This window comes from Sorangium sp. So ce302, assembly GCF_051530145.1.
Classification (GTDB): domain Bacteria; phylum Myxococcota_A; class Polyangia; order Polyangiales; family Polyangiaceae; genus Sorangium; species Sorangium cellulosum_B.
The window spans coordinates 13,137,974-13,153,013 of the sequence record NZ_CP150326.1 but is presented as its reverse complement, the minus strand read 5'-3'; the positions used below and the strand labels follow the sequence as shown (position 1 = coordinate 13,153,013).

Genomic DNA, 15,040 nt, shown 5'->3' with positions numbered 1-15,040 from the left:
CCGCGCGGCCGCGAGCTCGAGCTCGGCCACGGCGAGCTCGCGCTCGACCGCGGGGCTCTCGCGGAGGCGGAGCCCGGCGAGCGCGTCGGCCGGCATCCCCGCGACGCGCAGCGCGCCCCACGGCGCGATCTGGAGCCCGCGGCTCATCGCGGCTGCCCTCCGCGAGGCGCCTCTCGGGAGGTCGGCTGGCGGTGCCCTCCGACGGCGAACGCGAAGAACGCCGTATGATCGCGGCCGTCGAGCCCGAGGACCTCGTCGACGACCGCGGGGGCGAAGCCGCCGGTCGCCGTGTAGGTGAGGCCGAGCGTCTCCGCGACGAGGTAAAGGCGGTCGGTGAGCCACCCCGCCGCGAACGCCGCGCCCCGGTAGCCGCGATCGCCGAACGCCACGAGCCACCGCCCGATCGGGACCACCAGGAAGAGCACCGCCGCGCCCATGGCGTGCTCGCGCTGCAGGATCGCGGTCTCGGCCATCCGCGCGCGCGGCGCCGGGCCGATCGGCGCGAGGCGGTGGTCGCCGCGGTCGTACCGGTGCGCGCCGGGCGGGACACCGTCGACGTCGAAGACGACCGGAAACAGCAGCGGATCGAGCGTCGCGTCCGCGAGCCCTGCCGGCCGCGCCGCGGCGGCCGCGAGCAGCGTCCCGAGCGTCGCCGCGTCGAGGGCTCCCGCCGAAAGCCTTCCGCTCCGCCGCGCGGCGATGACCGACGCGAGCGAGCGCTGGACCGGCTCGAGCGCGCGCGGCGCGGGCAGCGAGAGGGCGCGCTCCGCGTCCCCGGGCAGCGGCGACGGCGCGGGGAGCGCCGGCTCCGGCGACGGCCGCGCCTCGGGGTAGCGGCTCGCGACGACGAGCTCGGCGACCCCCCGCAGGGGCTGGGTCGCCGCGGCGAGCGTGGACGAGATCCTGTGATCAGCGAGAGACATCGCGGGCCTCCGTGGCTGCGCCCGTGAGCGCGATGAGGAGATGCGGTGCGAGATCGATGCCATCGACGCCGACCACGCGCGCGACGACCTCGTCATCGAACGTCCAGACCGTCGTCGCCGCGAGGCCGAGCTCCTGGGCGAGGAGCTCCACGCGGTGGGCCATCAACCCGGCGTCGAGCAGCGCGTAGGTGTACCCGCGCGCGTAGTACTTGGAGCACGCCCGCGCGACCGAGCCGACGACGACGATCACGGCGCCCGCGGACTCCACGGCCGCGGCGTGCTCGGCGCTCCCGCCCGCGAGCACGGCCCGCGCGAGGGCGCCCGCGGCCACGCCGGCGCGGAGCGGCGTGAGCGCTCGCGCGGCGAGCTCGAACCGGTGGACGCCGGCCGCGATCCCGGGGACCCGCGCCGCGGCGACGTACGCCTCCGCCGAGCCGAGGTTCCCGGCCGACGCGGTGGTGCGACGCACGTGCGCCTCGCCCTCGGCGCGGCGCTCGATGCGCCCGCCGAAGCTCAGCTCGAGCAGCGCGCCGAGCGCGCCCGCGTCGAGCGTCCCCGTCGCGTCGCGCCGGCGCGACAGCGCGGCCCCCACCGGCGCGCAGAACGCCCCGCCGAGCGGCGCGGCGACCTGCGCGGCGTTCGTCGCGCCGGCGCCCTCCGGAGGCCGCCGCGGCGACGGCGCGGCCGGCGTGCTCTGCAGCTTCCGCACCTCCGGGCTGATGTGCGCCTGCATCCCCGCGTGCTGGCCGATGTGCCACGGCTGGACGACCGTCGTGTTGTGGAACATCCGCGCGAGGCTCTCCGCGTGGCCGGACGAGAGCGTCGCCGTCCGCGGCGGCGCGTCGCCGCCGCAGAGCGGGCAGCTGGGCAGCCTGGTCATGAAGGGGTGGAGCGCCGTCTCGCCGGCGCCGGGCCGCCACACCTCGACGTGCTCCAGCGGGGCCACCGCGAGCAGGCCGCTCGCGTGGAAGATCACGTGCTGCGCGACCCGGCTCACGAGCGCGCGCCCCCAGAGCGCGCGAAGAGCGCCGTCGTCGAGCGCCGGATCCGCCGCGGCGGCGCCGATCTGGAGCCGGACGCACGCCGGGCACGCGGACGCCCCGGGGATCGTGAGCGGCCCGATCGTCCACGTGCCGGGGTTCGCCGCGAGCATCGGGACGCGCGCCGCGATGCACGCGCGCGCCGCCGCCTCGAGCGCCTCCTGGTCGCCGATCACCACCGCCAGATCGACCTCGCCCTGCGCGAGCTCCCCGGCGCTCGCGGCGAGGCGGACGTCGGCGACGCCCGCCTCGCGGAGCATCGTCACGAGCATCCCCGCGAGCTTCGCGTCGCCGTCCCCCATCGCGCGCACGCGCGCGCCTTCGAGCGCCCGCTGCGCTTCCCCCCGGCTGCGGTTGCGCCCGGTCCGGCGGAGATACCTGCTGAAGAACGCGCGCTGCGCCCGGCGCGGCTCCTCGGCCTCGTCGGCCGCGGCGCCCTCGCCCTCCTCGAGCATGCCGTGCATGTGCATCAGGTGGATCGCGTCCCGCAGGTCGGAGGCGACGACGCCCGGAAACGCGGCCTCGACGTCGCCGACGGTGCGCGTCCCGTCGAGCAGCGGCACGAGGTTCTCCATCACCCACGGGAGCGACGCTCCCTGGATGATCTGCGCCTCGCCGCCGAGGACGTGGAGCTCTCCGCCCGGGAGCGTCACGCGGAGGAGATCCTCGACGAAGCGCGGGCGCTCCGGGCAGCGGAGCTCCCAGTAAAGCTCGGCGAAGCGGCTGAGATCGCGGGCCTCGTAGGCATCATCGGACGGGCTCATCGGTCACCTCCCACGCCGGACGATCCGGCGATCGCGAGCGGGTGCTCGGCGAAGTACCCCGCGAGCGACGCCCCGCGCCCCGCCGCGTGCTCGCCGGCGGCGCACCGCCCGCACAGCCCGACGCGGGCGAAGCGCCGCGCGCGGAGCGCGCCCGACGTGACGTCGCACTCCCAGAAGCGCCCCATGCGCGCGGCTCCGGCGCGGGGCGGCTCGGGCGCGCCGCGCTCCTTGGAGAGCGCGAGCGCCTCCGCCGCGAGCAGCGCCGCGGCCTGCTCGGTGACGGCCGCGAGCTCGCCCTGGAACCAGGGGCCAAGGTCGCCCGAGGCCCCGAGCGCCTCGAGGGCGTCGTGCGCCTCGAGGTCCAGCGCGACCGAGCGCACGCGCCGCGAGAAGCAGGCGAAGCACGGCGTGCGACCGGGGACGATGGACGGCCCGATGCGGAGCTCGTGCGCGAGCAGCGTGCCCGACGTCCAGGCGACGCGCGCCGCGAACGCCGCCGCGTCGAGCGCGAGCGCCGCAGCGGGCCGGGGGCGATCGGTCGCGAGGACGATCACCGCGTCGGGCAGCGCCTCCGGCGCGCCCGTGCCCAGCGCCGACGTCGTGACCCGCGCCCCCGCGCCGGTCAGGAGCTCCGCGCAGCGAGCGCCGAGCTCTCCGTCACGGAGGACGTGCACCGCGGGCGCGCCGGCGGCGCGCTCCGAGGCCGGGCTCTCCTCAGGCGAACGGGATCGGATCATCGGTGATCGACTCCTCTTTGCGAGCGCCGTACCCGAGCCTCTCCGGCGCGTCGTACAGGCGAGGGTGCGCGAGGTACCGCGCGTGGTGGGTGAAGCTGATGGGCAGGAGCTCGGGCACGATCACCTTCACGACGACGATCCCGAAGTCGCGGACCTCGGGCATCGTGACGTCGACGGCGACCACCTCCATGCCGAGCGCGGCGAGCCGCGCGACGATGGCCGCGAGCGGGTCGTCGCCCTCGATGGGGTGGGGGAAGGCGGTCGCGACCGGCGCCTCGCGGGTGGCGAACGCGAACCGCGCCGGGCCGTCGGGTCCCGCGTAGAGGCGCCCGAACGACTCGGGTGTCTGATCGGCGTCGGTGAAGAACGACGCCCGGGTGACCGGCGGAGCGGGCTCGCTCAGCGCCACCCGCAGGCTCCCCACCTCTTCGAGGACGCGCGCCGCCGCGGCCTCGCCGTCGGGGCGGCAGGCCGCCATCGTGATCGCGTGCGGCGCGCTGTGGGCGCACGTCTGCACGGCGCCGATCACGGGGACGCCGACGTCGGTCGTGAGATCGAGCAGCGCCGTCTCCGTGCCCGCGGCCTCGGCGCTGCGGAGGAGCGCCGCGACGAGCGGGCTCCGCGCGCTTCCGGGCGCGATGCGCGGCATCCGGAGCTGGTGCAGCCAGAACAGCGCGAGGCTGTCGCGCTCGATCACCTCGCACAGGCCGGAGAGGGTCGCCTGCCGGAAGCTCGCGCCCGCCGCGAACCCCGTCGAGAGCGGGAAGAGCGCGTGCTCGCGGATCGGCAGCGGCAACCCCATGTACGTCGCCGTGAGCGGCACCCAGATCGGGCGCGCGTGGGTGAGCGAGAAGCCGCGCACCCAGAGCTCGTCGCGATCCGGATCGGGCTCGCGCAGGCGGAAGGCCGACGGCGCGCGGGCCCGCTCGCGCGCAGAGCAGCGCGGCAGCCGCGCGGGGTCGAGCGCGCGATCGCCGAGCGAGCGCGGCGTCGCGCGCAGCACCCCCTCGGTCGGGTACATGACGCCGCAGTAGCGCTCGATGGCCTCGCAGACGGCCCGGATCTGGGCCGTGGTCTCGTCGACGGCCGTGCCGGAGCCGGTGAGCGACCCGAGCTTCGAGCCCGTGCGGGACGGGCCCGGGTGGAGCGCCGCGGGCCTGCCGAGGAACGCGGTGAAGCCGTGCATCTGCCCCTCGAAGCCGGGGGGAAAAATGAAGCGCCGGACACGGCGGATGATCCCGCAGCGCTCGTCGATGAGCGGCGCGAGGCGATCGATGAGCGAGATCTCCGACATGGTGGCGGCTCCTCGAGCGGGGCGGGCGGCGCCCCGGGAGCCCGGACGCGCGACGCGCGTCCGGGCCGCCCAGGGTGCGCCTACGGGTTCACTTCTTGTCGGCGCCGAGCTCGACGCCCTTGGCGATCGCTGCCGAGACGAGGGCGTCCTGGCCCATGACGTCGAGCGCCTTGTCGTGCATGCGGATGACGCTCTCGAGCTGCCCCTCGTCGAGGCTGTCGAAGGACGAGTTCGACGAGACGCTGATCGAGCTGATCGACGAGAAGCACCCGCTCGTACAGGCGGAGCTCAGCGGGGCGGCCTGAAGCGTCTCGTTGCTCTTCTCGCCGATCTTCTTGAGGGTGAGCTCGAGACGCTGCACGCCGGCCTTCGTGTCGACGACGTCGGTCGCGCCGGCGGTCGTCTGCGTCTCGAACATCGACTCGGTATTCTGGATGGTGAGCATGGCAATCTCCTTACAGACGTTGACTACGTATCGACGCGCGCGGTCGCTCGCGAGGATTCGCGAACGACCGCGCGCGCCCTCTCGGATGCGCTCCGAAGAGTCCTTGAGGTCCAAGGCGGCATGTCGCCTGTGACACCCCGTGATCGTCGCGTCGGACAGCGAGCGTGCCTTCCGGCGCCGCGCCAGCCCCGAAGCTCGCGATCCTTCAAGCAACGCGCATGCCGCGGGGCCCGAGCTCACGACCGCAGACCGGGACCGGCGGAGCGCCGGCCAGGGCGCGGGCGGCATCCCCAGGATGCGGCCCTCGATGCGCAACTACGCGCGCAAGTGAGCGAGGTTTCGCTCAACATGCGCACGCAGGTCTCCGAGGGCGCTTCGAGGACGAGGAGCGCGTATCGTTCCCGCGAGGCACCGAAGCACCATGCGAAAAGACCGGCTCGCCCTCTCTCTCCTGCAGATCGCGCTGCTCGCGGCGTGCGTGCAGCGCCTTGACCCGGGCGACGGCGCAGGGACGGACGCAGGGCCCGCATTCCCGTGCCCACCGGGCGCGCTCGAGACCGGCGCGGACTGCGTGCCGGCGGGGGTCCCGCCCGGGCGGTGCGGGAGCGGCTTCACGCCCGATGGAGCGCAGGGCTGCGTGCCCGTGCTGCCGGCGGAGGCGGGCCCGCCAGGTCAGATGGCCGTCCCCGGCGAGGCGGCGTGGCGTGAGGTCGCTCCGTGCGGGACGGGCCCGTGGGGCGGCGCGCCGATCGATGAGACGACCGAGTTCGTCGACGCGGCCTACGCCGGGGCGGACAGCGACGGCACGGAGGCCAAACCGTGGACGACGATCCAGGACGCGATCGACCACGCGGCCGAGGGCGCCCTGATCGCGATCGCGGAGGGCAGCTACGTCGAAGAGCTGCTGATCTCAGGGCAGCCCGTGCGGCTCTGGGGCCGGTGCCCCGCGCGCGTCGAGATCGTCGGGCCGCCAGCGGCGATCGCCGTCCAGGTCGACAGGGGCGCGAGCGCCACGGAGATCCACGACCTCGCTGTCCGCGGGCAGGGCATGGGCCTCGGTGTGGCGAACGCGCGCGATGTCCTGATCGAGCGGGTCTGGGTCCACGACACCAGCGATGTCGGCGTCCTCGCCGCAGGCCTGGAGTCCGAAACGAGCCTGACCGTGCGCGGGGCGCTCGTGGAGCACACCACGGGCGCGGGCATGGTCGTGGCGGACGCCGCCGTGACGCTGGAGGGCACCGTCCTGCGCGATATCGATCTCGCCACCGGGGACCCGGGGCACCCGTTCGACGGCCATGCGATAGCGATGCAGGTCGAGTCGTTCGAGCGCCGCGCGAGCGTGACGGCGCGATCCGTCGTTATCGAGCGCGTCGGGGGGCTCGGGTTCAGGTTCTCCGGGGCGGACGGCGTCGTCGAGGACAGCGTCGTCCGCGACGTCGCCTGGCTCGCGGCGGAGCTGCCGGGCACCGGGCTCACGGCGACCCATATCCCGGGGTTCGATCCGGGGACCCTCACGGTCCGGGGCAGCGTCCTGGAGCGGAACCACACCGCCGCCATCGCGATGATCGGCGCAGAGGCGACCATCGAGGCGACGGTCGTGCGCGACACGGGCCTGGCGCCGACGGAGGGTGATCCGGGCCACGGCATGGGCCTCTACACCGAGCCGAGCCGCGTCGACGGCCGCCCCGCCCGCGTGGCGCTGCGGCACGTCCTTGTCGAGCGGAGCCGCGAGAGGGGGGTCGTCATCAACGGCTCCGACGTCGAGATCGACGGCCTCCTCGTGCGGGAGATCCTCCCCGGCGCGCCGGACTACGGCGCCGGGATCGAGATCACGCACGATCAGCGGCGCGCGAGCGCCCAGGTGCGCGGCAGCGCGGTGGAAGGCAGTTACGGGATGGGGATCGCCGTCTTCGGCGCTGACGCGACCCTGGACTCGACCGTGGTGCGCGACACGAGGCCGCTGCCGTCGAACGAGGAAGTCGGCCGGGGCGTCAATGTCCAATCGCTGCCCGACCTCGGCGAGCGCGCGAGCGCGCACCTGCGCAACGTCCTTATCGAGTCGAGCAGGGACGGCGGCCTCTTCCTCAGCGACTCGGACGCGACCGTCGACTCGACAACGATCACGGACACCCTGGGGCGCACGCTCGACGGCGGGAACGGCTACGGCTACGGCATCATCGCCTACAACAACGAGACGGGTCAGGCGGACGCCCTCGTCCGGGACAGCGTGATCGAGCGGAGCACCGCGGCCGGCATCTACAACGTCGGCGCGACGGTGCGGCTCGCGTCGACGACCTTCACCTGCGAGCCGCTCGACCTCGTGAGGTACGTCGATGAGCGCTCCCCGGCGGTCTACGAGGATCTGGGCGGGAACGTCTGTGGCTGCGATGGCCGCACCATCGACTGCAAGGCGGAGCCGACGCGCCTCGAGCCCCCCCGCGCGCTGCCGCCGCCTCCGCCTCTGCCCGCAAGCGAGGACTGAGACAGCCATTCGCCGGGTACCACGTCAAGCCCCTCGCCCGCCTATCGGTCGATCTCGGGCGCCACGACGTCGAAGCTCGCGATGAGCGCCACGAGGTCGGCCAGGAACAGCCCTGGGCTCTTGGCCTCGATCATCGCCATGGCGGTGAAGCTCCCTGTCCGGAAGCGCGCCCGATACGCCTCCTCCGCGCCGCGCCCGATGACGTAACAGCCCATGTCGCCGCGGGCGCTCTCGATGCGAGCGTACGCCTCCCCGTCGGGCCGCATCTTCTTCGGCAGCTTGCCCAGGATGTCGTCCTCCGGGTGCTCGTCGATCTTGTCGAGCGCCTGGCGGAGGATCTTCGCCGACTCGCGGCACTCCTCGACACGGACGTAGAACCGGTCCCAGCAGTCTCCCACGGTCCCGTAGCGCCCGCGGCCCACGGGGACGTCGAACTCGAGCTCGGGGTAGACCGAATAGGCGTCCTCCTTGCGGAGATCCCATTTCACGCCGGACCCGCGCAGGTTGGGGCCGACGAGCCCCCAGTCCTTCGCCTCCTCGGCCGTGACCACGGCGACGTTGGCGAGGCGCTTGATGAAGATGTCGTTCAGGCTGATGAGCCGGTCGAACTCGACCATGATCGGCTCGAAGCGGTCGAGCCAGTGCCTCACCTTGTCGGCCCACCCCTTCGGCATGTCGAACGACACGCCGCCGATGCGGTGGTAATTGAAGGTGAGCCGCGCGCCGCACAGCTCCTCGATGAAGTCGTTGATGTACTCCCGCTCTCGCAGCGCCCACGGGAAGGGCGTGACCGCGCCGACGTCCATCGCCATCGCGCCGAGCGCGATCATGTGGCTCCCGATCCGGTTGAGCTCGCAAGAGATGACGCGGAGGTACTGCGCCCGCTTCGGCACCTCGATGCCCATCAGCTTCTCGCAGGCGCTCGCCCAGGCCTCGTTGGCGAACATCGCAGCGATGTAGTCGACGCGATCCGTGTACGGCATGAAGCCGCTGTACGTGCAGCGCTCGCCGATCTTCTCGATGCTCCGGTGCAGGTAGCCGACGTCCGGCACCGCCTTCCGGATGATCTCGCCGTCCGTCGAGATGACGAAGCGGAGCACGCCGTGGGTCGACGGGTGATGAGGCCCCATGTTGAGGGTCATCTCGTCTTCCATCTCGGCGCCCGGCTCCGCGCCCCCGCGGTCGACGCTGAAGATGACCTGGCTCATGACGCCTCCGCGTCCTTCTTCGGGAGCTTGATCTTGAAGAGCTCGACGGGGTTCGGCCGCTGCGTCGGGATGCCGCGGTACTCCGCCTTCTCCTGCCAGTCCTTGCGCAGGGGGTGCCCCTCCCAGTCGTCGGGCAGGAGCAGGCGGCGGAGATCCGGGTGCCCCTCGAAGCGCACGCCGAGCAGGTCGAAGCACTCCCGCTCCTGCCAGTTCGCCGCCGACCACACGTCGACGAGCGTCGACACCGCCGGGCTCTCCCGGTCGAGGAACACCTTGAGGACGACCCGGTGCTTCTTCGCGTACGAGTAGATGTGATAGACGACGACGATCTTCTCGAGATCGGGATAGTCGACCCCGGTGATGCACTCCAGGTAATCGAAATCGAGCTCCGGCGCCTCGCGCAGGAGCCGGCACACGGGCTCGAGCTTCGCGGGCGCGACCTTTAGCCAGGCGTCGCGATCCTTCGGGGACACGGGGTGGAAGTCGAAGACCGCGTCTTCGCCGAGCTTCGCCTGGAGCGCCTGGAAGATAGCTTCGGGTGACATGGGAGATCCGGGAGGTGTCGAGAGGAGAGGGCTCAGCCGCCCGTCGCGCCGCGGCGGCCGAGGGCCCGCTCGCTCTTGATCTTCTCCTGGATCTTGAGGAGCCCTTCGAGCAGCGCCTCGGGGCGCGGGGGGCAGCCGGGCACGTAGACGTCGACCGGGATGATCTGATCCACGCCCTTGCAGACCGAGTAGGCGTACTGGAAGAGGCCCCCGCAGTTCGAGCAGCTGCCCATCGAGATGACGAAGCGCGGCTCCGACATCTGGTCATAGAGGCGCTTCACGCGGGTCGCCATCTTGTAGGTCAGCGTCCCCGCGATGATGAACAGGTCGCTCGACCGGGGGCTCGGCCGCGGCGCGGCCCCGAAGCGCTCGAGATCGCCGCGGGGGCCGCCGGTCTGCATGAGCTCGATGGCGCAGCAGGCCAGGCCGAAGAGCATGTACCAGACGCTGTTCGACCGGCCCCAGTTGAGCAGCCAGTTGACGGTCTGATCGACGCTCGTCGTGATGACGCCGCCGCCGTCGCTCTCGTACTTCGCTTCCCACCCGCGGGGCGGGGCCATCAGGTTCAGGTTCGATGTCATGACTCCGCACCTCCCTCGGCGACCGCCGCCTGACCCGGGAGGCCCGCCGGCGCGCCTCCGCTCGCGTCCGCGAGCGGCGCGCGCGGCTGGCCCCGGCTGCTCACGTTCTGAGCCCCGCGCGGATCCCCCTTGATGGATCGGATCCAGTTGAAATCGCCCTTCGCCCAGACATAGGCGAAGCCGAGCATCAGGATGGCCACGAAGAGGAAGATCTCGATCAGCGCGAAGAGCCCGTTGCCCTGGTCCACCCAGCGCTTGAACACGGCCGCGACCGGGTAGATGAACGCTATCTCGACGTCGAAGATGATGTAGACGAGCGCGATGATGTAAAAACGCGGGTTGAAGTTGAACCACGCGGGCCCGACAGGCGCTTCGCCGCACTCGTACGTCTCGACCTTCTCGGCGTACATGTTGTTGGGGCGCAGCAGCTTCCCGAACAGCAGAGAGCCGAGCATGAAGCCGATCGCCACCAGAAAGAACGCGGCAACGCTGGCGTAGGCCATCAACATCGGGCGGAACCTCGCTCGGCTCGCCCCCCTCGTTTCAGGCGAGAGGGGTCGGATCCATGGGTGATTATGTAGGTGAAAAGCTGAACCGCGGCAAGCCAGCAGACCCTGGCCGCGCCGGCGCTGCTGCTCGGGATCGACAGGACGCGCCGGGCTGGGATATCGCTCGAGCGTGGGTCTCGTTGACGTGACGGTGCTCGCGGCCGTGCAGGGGGCGGCGCAGGCGCTGCCCATCTCGGCGACCGGGCATGGCGCGGCGGCCCGGCTCTGGCTCCGCGCGGCCGACGGCGACGCCTGGGTCATCGCCGCGCAGGCGCTCGCGGCGGCGGCGGCGCTCGCGCTCGCCGTGCGGCAGCGGCTCCTCCACGCGCTCGGCGAGGGCGCCCGGGCGCTCACGACGCCGTCGCTCTTCAGGGCGTCGCCGCCGGCGCGCGACGCGGCGGGGCTCGCGCTGGGCGCCGCCGTGAGCCTGATCGTCGCGGCGGCGCTCGGTCCGTACGTCGCGCCGTGGCGGGACGCGCCGCTCGCGGTGGGGCTCGGCCTGCTCGCCACCGGCGCGGCGCTCGCGAGCACCGCGCTCGCGCCGCGGCGGGACGGCCGCGACGAGACCGACGCGCCGTCGATCGCCGGGGCGCTCGCGGCCGGCGCGGCGCACGGGGTCGCGGCGCTGCCTGGCGCGTCGCGGGTCGGGGCGGCGCTCGTCGTGCTGCTCTGGCTCGGCGTCCGGCCCGCGCGCGCCGTCGAGCTCGCGCTCGCGCTGAGCCTCCCCGCGCTGCTCGTCTCGGGGCTCGCCGAGGCGCGCGCGTTCCACGGCCCGGCGCCAGGGGCGGGCGCCGTGGCGCTCAGCCTCCTCGCCGCCTTCGTGAGCGCGGCCGCGGCGGCCTCCGCGCTCCGCGCCCTCGCCGAGCGGCGGCGCGTCGGCGCGCTCTCGTTGTGGGTCGTCCCCCTCGGCCTCGCGATGGTGGCCTACGCGCGCGCGCTGCCCGGCCTCGCCTGAGCGACCCTCGGCGGCCGCACCGCAACCGTGCGACCCTCTTCGCCGTCCAGACCGCACGTCCAACCGCGGAGAAGCGCCGATGACCCCGACCGACCCCTCCATCCATGTCCTGATCCTCGCCGGCGGCGCGGGCACCCGCTTCTGGCCGGCGTCGCGCGCCGCGCGCCCGAAGCAGCTCCTGCCGCTGCTCGGCGGCAAGCCGCTCCTCGCCGCGACGGCGCGCCGCGTGCTCCCGCTGTGCGCCCGCGGCGGGCGCGCGGGCTGGGAGCGCGTCTGGATCGCGACCGGCCAGCACCTGGTCGCGCCTACCCGCGCGGCGCTGCCCGAGGTGTCCGAGCGGCGCCTGCTGGTCGAGCCAGCGCCGCGCAACACGGCGCCGTGCATCGGCTGGGCGGCCGCCACCGTCGCGCGCGACGACCCCGAGGCGGTCGTCGTCGTGCTCCCGAGCGACCACCACATCGCCGACGTGCCGCGGTTCCTCGAGGCGCTGGGGGCCGCCGTCGCCTCGGCCCAGGGCGGCGCGATCACGACGATCGGCGTCCGCCCGACGCACCCGGAGACGGGCTTCGGCTACATCGAGGTGGACGAGGCCGCCGGGGCGGAGGGCGCGGCGCCCGCGGAGCCCCGCCGCGTGCGACGCTTCGTCGAGAAGCCGAGCCGCGAGCGCGCCGCGGAGTTCGTGGCGAGCGGCCGCTTCCTCTGGAACGCGGGGATGTTCATCTTTCGCGCGGGCGACATGCTGGCCGCGATCCGCGCCCACCTGCCGGCGCTCGCCGCGGGCCTCGACGAGATCGACCGCGCCGCCGCGCTGGGCCCGGGCGCCGAGGCGGAGGCCGTCCTGCGGGTGTTCCCGAGCCTGCCGGCCGTCAGCATCGATCACGGCGTGATGGAGCACGTCGCCGGGCTCGCCGTGGTGCCCGGCGACTTCGGCTGGAGCGACGTGGGCAGCTGGCAGAGCGCCTGGGAGCTCGCCGACAAGGACGAGCGAGGCAACAGCGCGCCCGCGGGGTCGGTGCTGATCGACGCGCACGGCAACCACGTGGTCGATCTTCGCGCGCGCGCCGCGCCCGACGATCGCCGGGTGATCGCGCTCGTCGGCGTGGAGGGCCTCGTGGTGGTCGAGACCGACGACGCGCTGCTCATCGTGCCGCGCGATCGGGCCCAGGAGGTGAAGCACGCGGTCGACGAGCTGAAGGCGCGAGGGCAGGGCCGGCACACGTGAGCGCCCTACCCGCGCGGCTCCCCCCGCCGCGCCACCGCCCGCGCGTAGATCTCGCGCCGCGGTAGCCCGAGCTCCACCGACAGCTCCTCGGCGATGTGCTTGGCCCGCCTCCCCTGGGCGAGCTCCCGATCGATGCGCGCGTCGAGCTCCTCGTCGCTCGGGCGCGCGCCCTCCGCGGCCGGCGCCGCGGGCGCGAGCACGAGCGTGATCTCCCCGAGCCACTCCCGCTCGATCGCCGCGAGCTCCTCCACGCTGCCGCTCAGGATCTCCTCGTGCACCTTCGTCAGCTCGCGCGCGACGACGGCGCGCCGCCCGGGCATCCGCTCGGCGAGGTCGGCGAGCGTCTCGCGGAAGCGCCGCGGCGACTCGAACAGCACCACCGCCTCCGGCGTCGACGTGACGAGGGCCAGCGCCTCGCGCCGCTCGCGCCCGCCGCGGGGCAGGAACCCGACGAAGCGGAAGCCCCCCGTCACGAGCCCCGACGCGCTCACCGCCACCATCACCGCGCTCGGCCCGGGGATCGCCACGACGCGCGCCCCCGCCTCCGTGGCCGCGCGCACGAGCGCCGTCCCCGGATCGCTCACGACAGGCGTGCCGGCGTCGGTCATGAAGGCGATCGACTCGCCCGCCGCGAGCCGCGCGGCCGCGCGCGCCGCGTCCGCCTCCGAGGCGTGCGCGTCGAACCGGTCGACCGGCTTGCCCGAGACGCCGAGGTGGCCGAGGAGCGCCCGGGCCCGCCGCGTGTCCTCCGCGAGGATCCGGTCCGCCCCGCGCAGCGTCTCGACCGCGCGCAGCGTGATGTCGCCGAGGTTGCCGATCGGCGTCGCCACGACGTAGAGGCACCCGCGATCGCTCGACCCGCCCTGCTCGCCGCCGCTCGGCACGGCCTAGTCCATCTCGACGGCGTCGCCGAGCTCCTCCTGGAGGTACGTCCGCAGCTTGGACTGGAGCCGCGCCTCGAGCTGGCGCACGCGCTCGCGCGAGATGCCGAACTCGTTGCCGAGCTCCTGGAGCGTGAGCGGATCCTCGGCGGCCATGCGCTTGTCGAAGATGATCACGTCCTTGCCCTTCAGCGTCTCGCGGAACTTCGAGAGCCGATCGTGGACGAGCCTGCCCATCTCGCTCGCCTCGTACGCGGTGTCCGGGCTCGCCCCCGACGACACGAGCAGCTCGACGCGCGGGATCGTCCGGCCCTCGAGGTCGCCGACCGGGGCGTCGAGCGAGGCCTCGCCGCTCGCGAGGCGGCGGTCCATGTCGACGACCTCCTTCTCCTCGACCGACAGGCGCTTCGCGATCTCCGCCGCCGTGGGCTCGATGCCCATCGCCGAGAGCTTCGCCTTCTCCTTGTTGAGGTTGAAGAAGAGCTTCCGCTGCGCCTGCGTCGTGCCGAGCTTCACGAGGCGCCAGTTGTTGAGGATGAAGCGGAGGATGTACGCGCGGATCCACCAGGCCGCGTAGGAGGAGAGCTTCACGCCGCGGTACGGGTCGTAGCGCTTCACGGCCTGCATCAGGCCGATGTTCCCCTCCTGGATGAGGTCCATGATGTTCTTGTAGGCGCGCCGGTACTCGTACGCGAGCTTGACCACGAGCCGCAGGTTCGCCGTCACGAGCCGCGCGGCGGTCGCGACGTCCTGCGTCTTCGTGTACTTGATCGTCAGCTCCTTCTCCTCGTCCGGCGTGAGCAGCGCGTGGCGCTGCACCTCGCGCAGGTAAGCCTGCAGCGGGTCCGTGCGCGACAGCGCGGCGTCGCCGCCGCCGCGGCCCTCGCCGCCGCTGGCCCGCGCGGAGCGCGGCAGCTCGATGTCGTTCAGATCGACGCTCGCGTCGTCGATCACCTCGCCGACGACCTCCACGACGTCGCCCTCGTCGACGTCGCCCGCCCTCGCGGCGCCGCTCTCGGGCGCGCCGTCCGCCTCGTCGTCATCCTCGCGCGGGCCCTCGTCGTCGCTCGCCGCGGGCTGCGCCTCGCCGCCCGCGCGCCCGCCGTCCTTCGCGGTGGAGCGCGCGCGGCGCTTTGCGGCAGGCCGGGGGGCCGCGTCCGAGTCGGGCCGGAGGTCCGCGCCTTCATCGTCCGCTCCGGCCTCGGGCCCCGCCTTCGCCACCCCGTCGGGCTGGGGCGCTCCGGTCCCCTTCGTTCGCTTCGTTCGCGGCTCGCTCTTGCTCTTCGCCACCCGGACCTCGTCCTCGAAGTTCTAGTACAGCCCCGCCGCACCGCGCCACCTGTGCCGGCGCGCAGGCGCGCGGGCGCTTCGCGATCCGGAGGCTACCCGCTCCGCGATCCGCAGGTAAGGAAGAG

At 73.7% G+C, this 15,040-nt stretch carries 14 protein-coding genes; 3 read left to right on the top strand and 11 right to left on the bottom strand.

Annotation, left to right across the window (positions count from 1 at the left end; genetic code table 11):
* Positions 1–143 precede the first annotated feature (143 nt).
* From WME73_RS49840 to WME73_RS49820, 5 genes are all read right to left on the bottom strand, one after another.
* Positions 144–923, bottom strand: a complete 780-nt coding sequence (locus WME73_RS49840; protein WP_437914165.1) for a nitroreductase family protein — start codon at positions 921–923, stop codon at positions 144–146.
* The gene (locus WME73_RS49835) at positions 910–2,727 is read right to left on the bottom strand and encodes a SagB family peptide dehydrogenase (protein WP_437914164.1); all 1,818 of its coding nucleotides are present in this window, start codon (positions 2,725–2,727) and stop codon (positions 910–912) included. Before WME73_RS49835 ends, WME73_RS49840 begins: the two co-directional genes overlap by 14 nt.
* The gene (locus tag WME73_RS49830; RefSeq protein WP_437914163.1) at positions 2,724–3,464 is read right to left on the bottom strand and encodes a hypothetical protein; all 741 of its coding nucleotides are present in this window, start codon (positions 3,462–3,464) and stop codon (positions 2,724–2,726) included. Before WME73_RS49830 ends, WME73_RS49835 begins: the two co-directional genes overlap by 4 nt.
* A complete protein-coding gene (locus tag WME73_RS49825) occupies positions 3,442–4,758 on the bottom strand; it encodes a YcaO-like family protein (protein WP_437914162.1) in 1,317 nt (438 codons plus the stop codon). The genes WME73_RS49830 and WME73_RS49825 overlap by 23 nt, the downstream gene beginning before the upstream one ends.
* A gap of 88 nt (positions 4,759–4,846) precedes the next feature.
* On the bottom strand, positions 4,847–5,203 hold the full coding sequence (locus WME73_RS49820; protein ID WP_437914161.1) for a hypothetical protein: 357 nt from the start codon (positions 5,201–5,203) through the stop codon (positions 4,847–4,849).
* 421 nt (positions 5,204–5,624) lie between these two features.
* On the opposite strand from WME73_RS49820, the gene WME73_RS49815 reads away from it, so the two are divergent.
* The gene (locus WME73_RS49815; RefSeq protein ID WP_437914160.1) at positions 5,625–7,685 is read left to right on the top strand and encodes a hypothetical protein; all 2,061 of its coding nucleotides are present in this window, start codon (positions 5,625–5,627) and stop codon (positions 7,683–7,685) included.
* 41 nt (positions 7,686–7,726) lie between these two features.
* Here WME73_RS49815 and WME73_RS49810 read toward each other — a convergent pair whose 3' ends face one another.
* From WME73_RS49810 to WME73_RS49795, 4 genes are read right to left on the bottom strand one after another with little or no spacing between them, the layout of a single operon-like run.
* Positions 7,727–8,893, bottom strand: coding sequence for an NADH-quinone oxidoreductase subunit D (locus WME73_RS49810; RefSeq protein ID WP_437856905.1), 1,167 nt, complete (start codon positions 8,891–8,893; stop codon positions 7,727–7,729).
* Entirely contained in the window at positions 8,890–9,438 is a 549-nt protein-coding gene (locus tag WME73_RS49805; RefSeq protein ID WP_437743308.1) for an NADH-quinone oxidoreductase subunit C, read from the bottom strand. The genes WME73_RS49810 and WME73_RS49805 overlap by 4 nt, the downstream gene beginning before the upstream one ends.
* A 32-nt stretch (positions 9,439–9,470) precedes the next feature.
* Positions 9,471–10,019: an NADH-quinone oxidoreductase subunit NuoB gene (gene nuoB, locus WME73_RS49800; RefSeq protein ID WP_012241670.1), complete on the bottom strand. Its 549-nt coding sequence runs from the start codon at positions 10,017–10,019 to the stop codon at positions 9,471–9,473.
* Positions 10,016–10,528 carry an NADH-quinone oxidoreductase subunit A gene (locus tag WME73_RS49795; RefSeq protein ID WP_437914159.1) on the bottom strand — a complete coding sequence of 171 codons (513 nt, stop codon included), beginning with the start codon at positions 10,526–10,528 and terminating at the stop codon, positions 10,016–10,018. Before WME73_RS49795 ends, nuoB begins: the two co-directional genes overlap by 4 nt.
* Before the next feature lie 169 nt (positions 10,529–10,697).
* Between WME73_RS49795 and WME73_RS49790 the strand changes: the two genes are divergently transcribed.
* Together WME73_RS49790 and WME73_RS49785 are read left to right on the top strand one after the other, a co-directional pair.
* Positions 10,698–11,522: an undecaprenyl-diphosphate phosphatase gene (locus WME73_RS49790; RefSeq protein ID WP_437914158.1), complete on the top strand. Its 825-nt coding sequence runs from the start codon at positions 10,698–10,700 to the stop codon at positions 11,520–11,522.
* A 79-nt stretch (positions 11,523–11,601) separates the two neighbouring features.
* Complete coding sequence (locus WME73_RS49785) at positions 11,602–12,744, top strand: mannose-1-phosphate guanylyltransferase (protein WP_437914157.1); 1,143 nt, start codon at positions 11,602–11,604, stop codon at positions 12,742–12,744.
* 5 nt (positions 12,745–12,749) lie between these two features.
* Here the strand turns inward: WME73_RS49785 and rsmI are convergent, their stop codons facing one another.
* Positions 12,750–13,628: a 16S rRNA (cytidine(1402)-2'-O)-methyltransferase gene (gene rsmI, locus WME73_RS49780; RefSeq protein ID WP_437914156.1), complete on the bottom strand. Its 879-nt coding sequence runs from the start codon at positions 13,626–13,628 to the stop codon at positions 12,750–12,752.
* Positions 13,629–13,631: 3 nt separating this feature from the next.
* Entirely contained in the window at positions 13,632–14,915 is a 1,284-nt protein-coding gene (locus WME73_RS49775; protein WP_437856848.1) for an RNA polymerase factor sigma-32, read from the bottom strand.
* Positions 14,916–15,040 lie beyond the last annotated feature (125 nt).

Coding starts and splice junctions, on each gene's coding strand:
- WME73_RS49840 (WP_437914165.1), bottom strand. CDS start 923: ATGTCTCTCGCTGATCACAGGATCTCGTCCACGCTCGCCGCGGCGACC.
- WME73_RS49835 (WP_437914164.1), bottom strand. CDS start 2,727: ATGAGCCCGTCCGATGATGCCTACGAGGCCCGCGATCTCAGCCGCTTC.
- WME73_RS49830 (WP_437914163.1), bottom strand. CDS start 3,464: ATGATCCGATCCCGTTCGCCTGAGGAGAGCCCGGCCTCGGAGCGCGCC.
- WME73_RS49825 (WP_437914162.1), bottom strand. CDS start 4,758: ATGTCGGAGATCTCGCTCATCGATCGCCTCGCGCCGCTCATCGACGAG.
- WME73_RS49820 (WP_437914161.1), bottom strand. CDS start 5,203: ATGCTCACCATCCAGAATACCGAGTCGATGTTCGAGACGCAGACGACC.
- WME73_RS49815 (WP_437914160.1), top strand. CDS start 5,625: ATGCGAAAAGACCGGCTCGCCCTCTCTCTCCTGCAGATCGCGCTGCTC.
- WME73_RS49810 (WP_437856905.1), bottom strand. CDS start 8,893: ATGAGCCAGGTCATCTTCAGCGTCGACCGCGGGGGCGCGGAGCCGGGC.
- WME73_RS49805 (WP_437743308.1), bottom strand. CDS start 9,438: ATGTCACCCGAAGCTATCTTCCAGGCGCTCCAGGCGAAGCTCGGCGAA.
- nuoB (WP_012241670.1), bottom strand. CDS start 10,019: ATGACATCGAACCTGAACCTGATGGCCCCGCCCCGCGGGTGGGAAGCG.
- WME73_RS49795 (WP_437914159.1), bottom strand. CDS start 10,528: ATGTTGATGGCCTACGCCAGCGTTGCCGCGTTCTTTCTGGTGGCGATC.
- WME73_RS49785 (WP_437914157.1), top strand. CDS start 11,602: ATGACCCCGACCGACCCCTCCATCCATGTCCTGATCCTCGCCGGCGGC.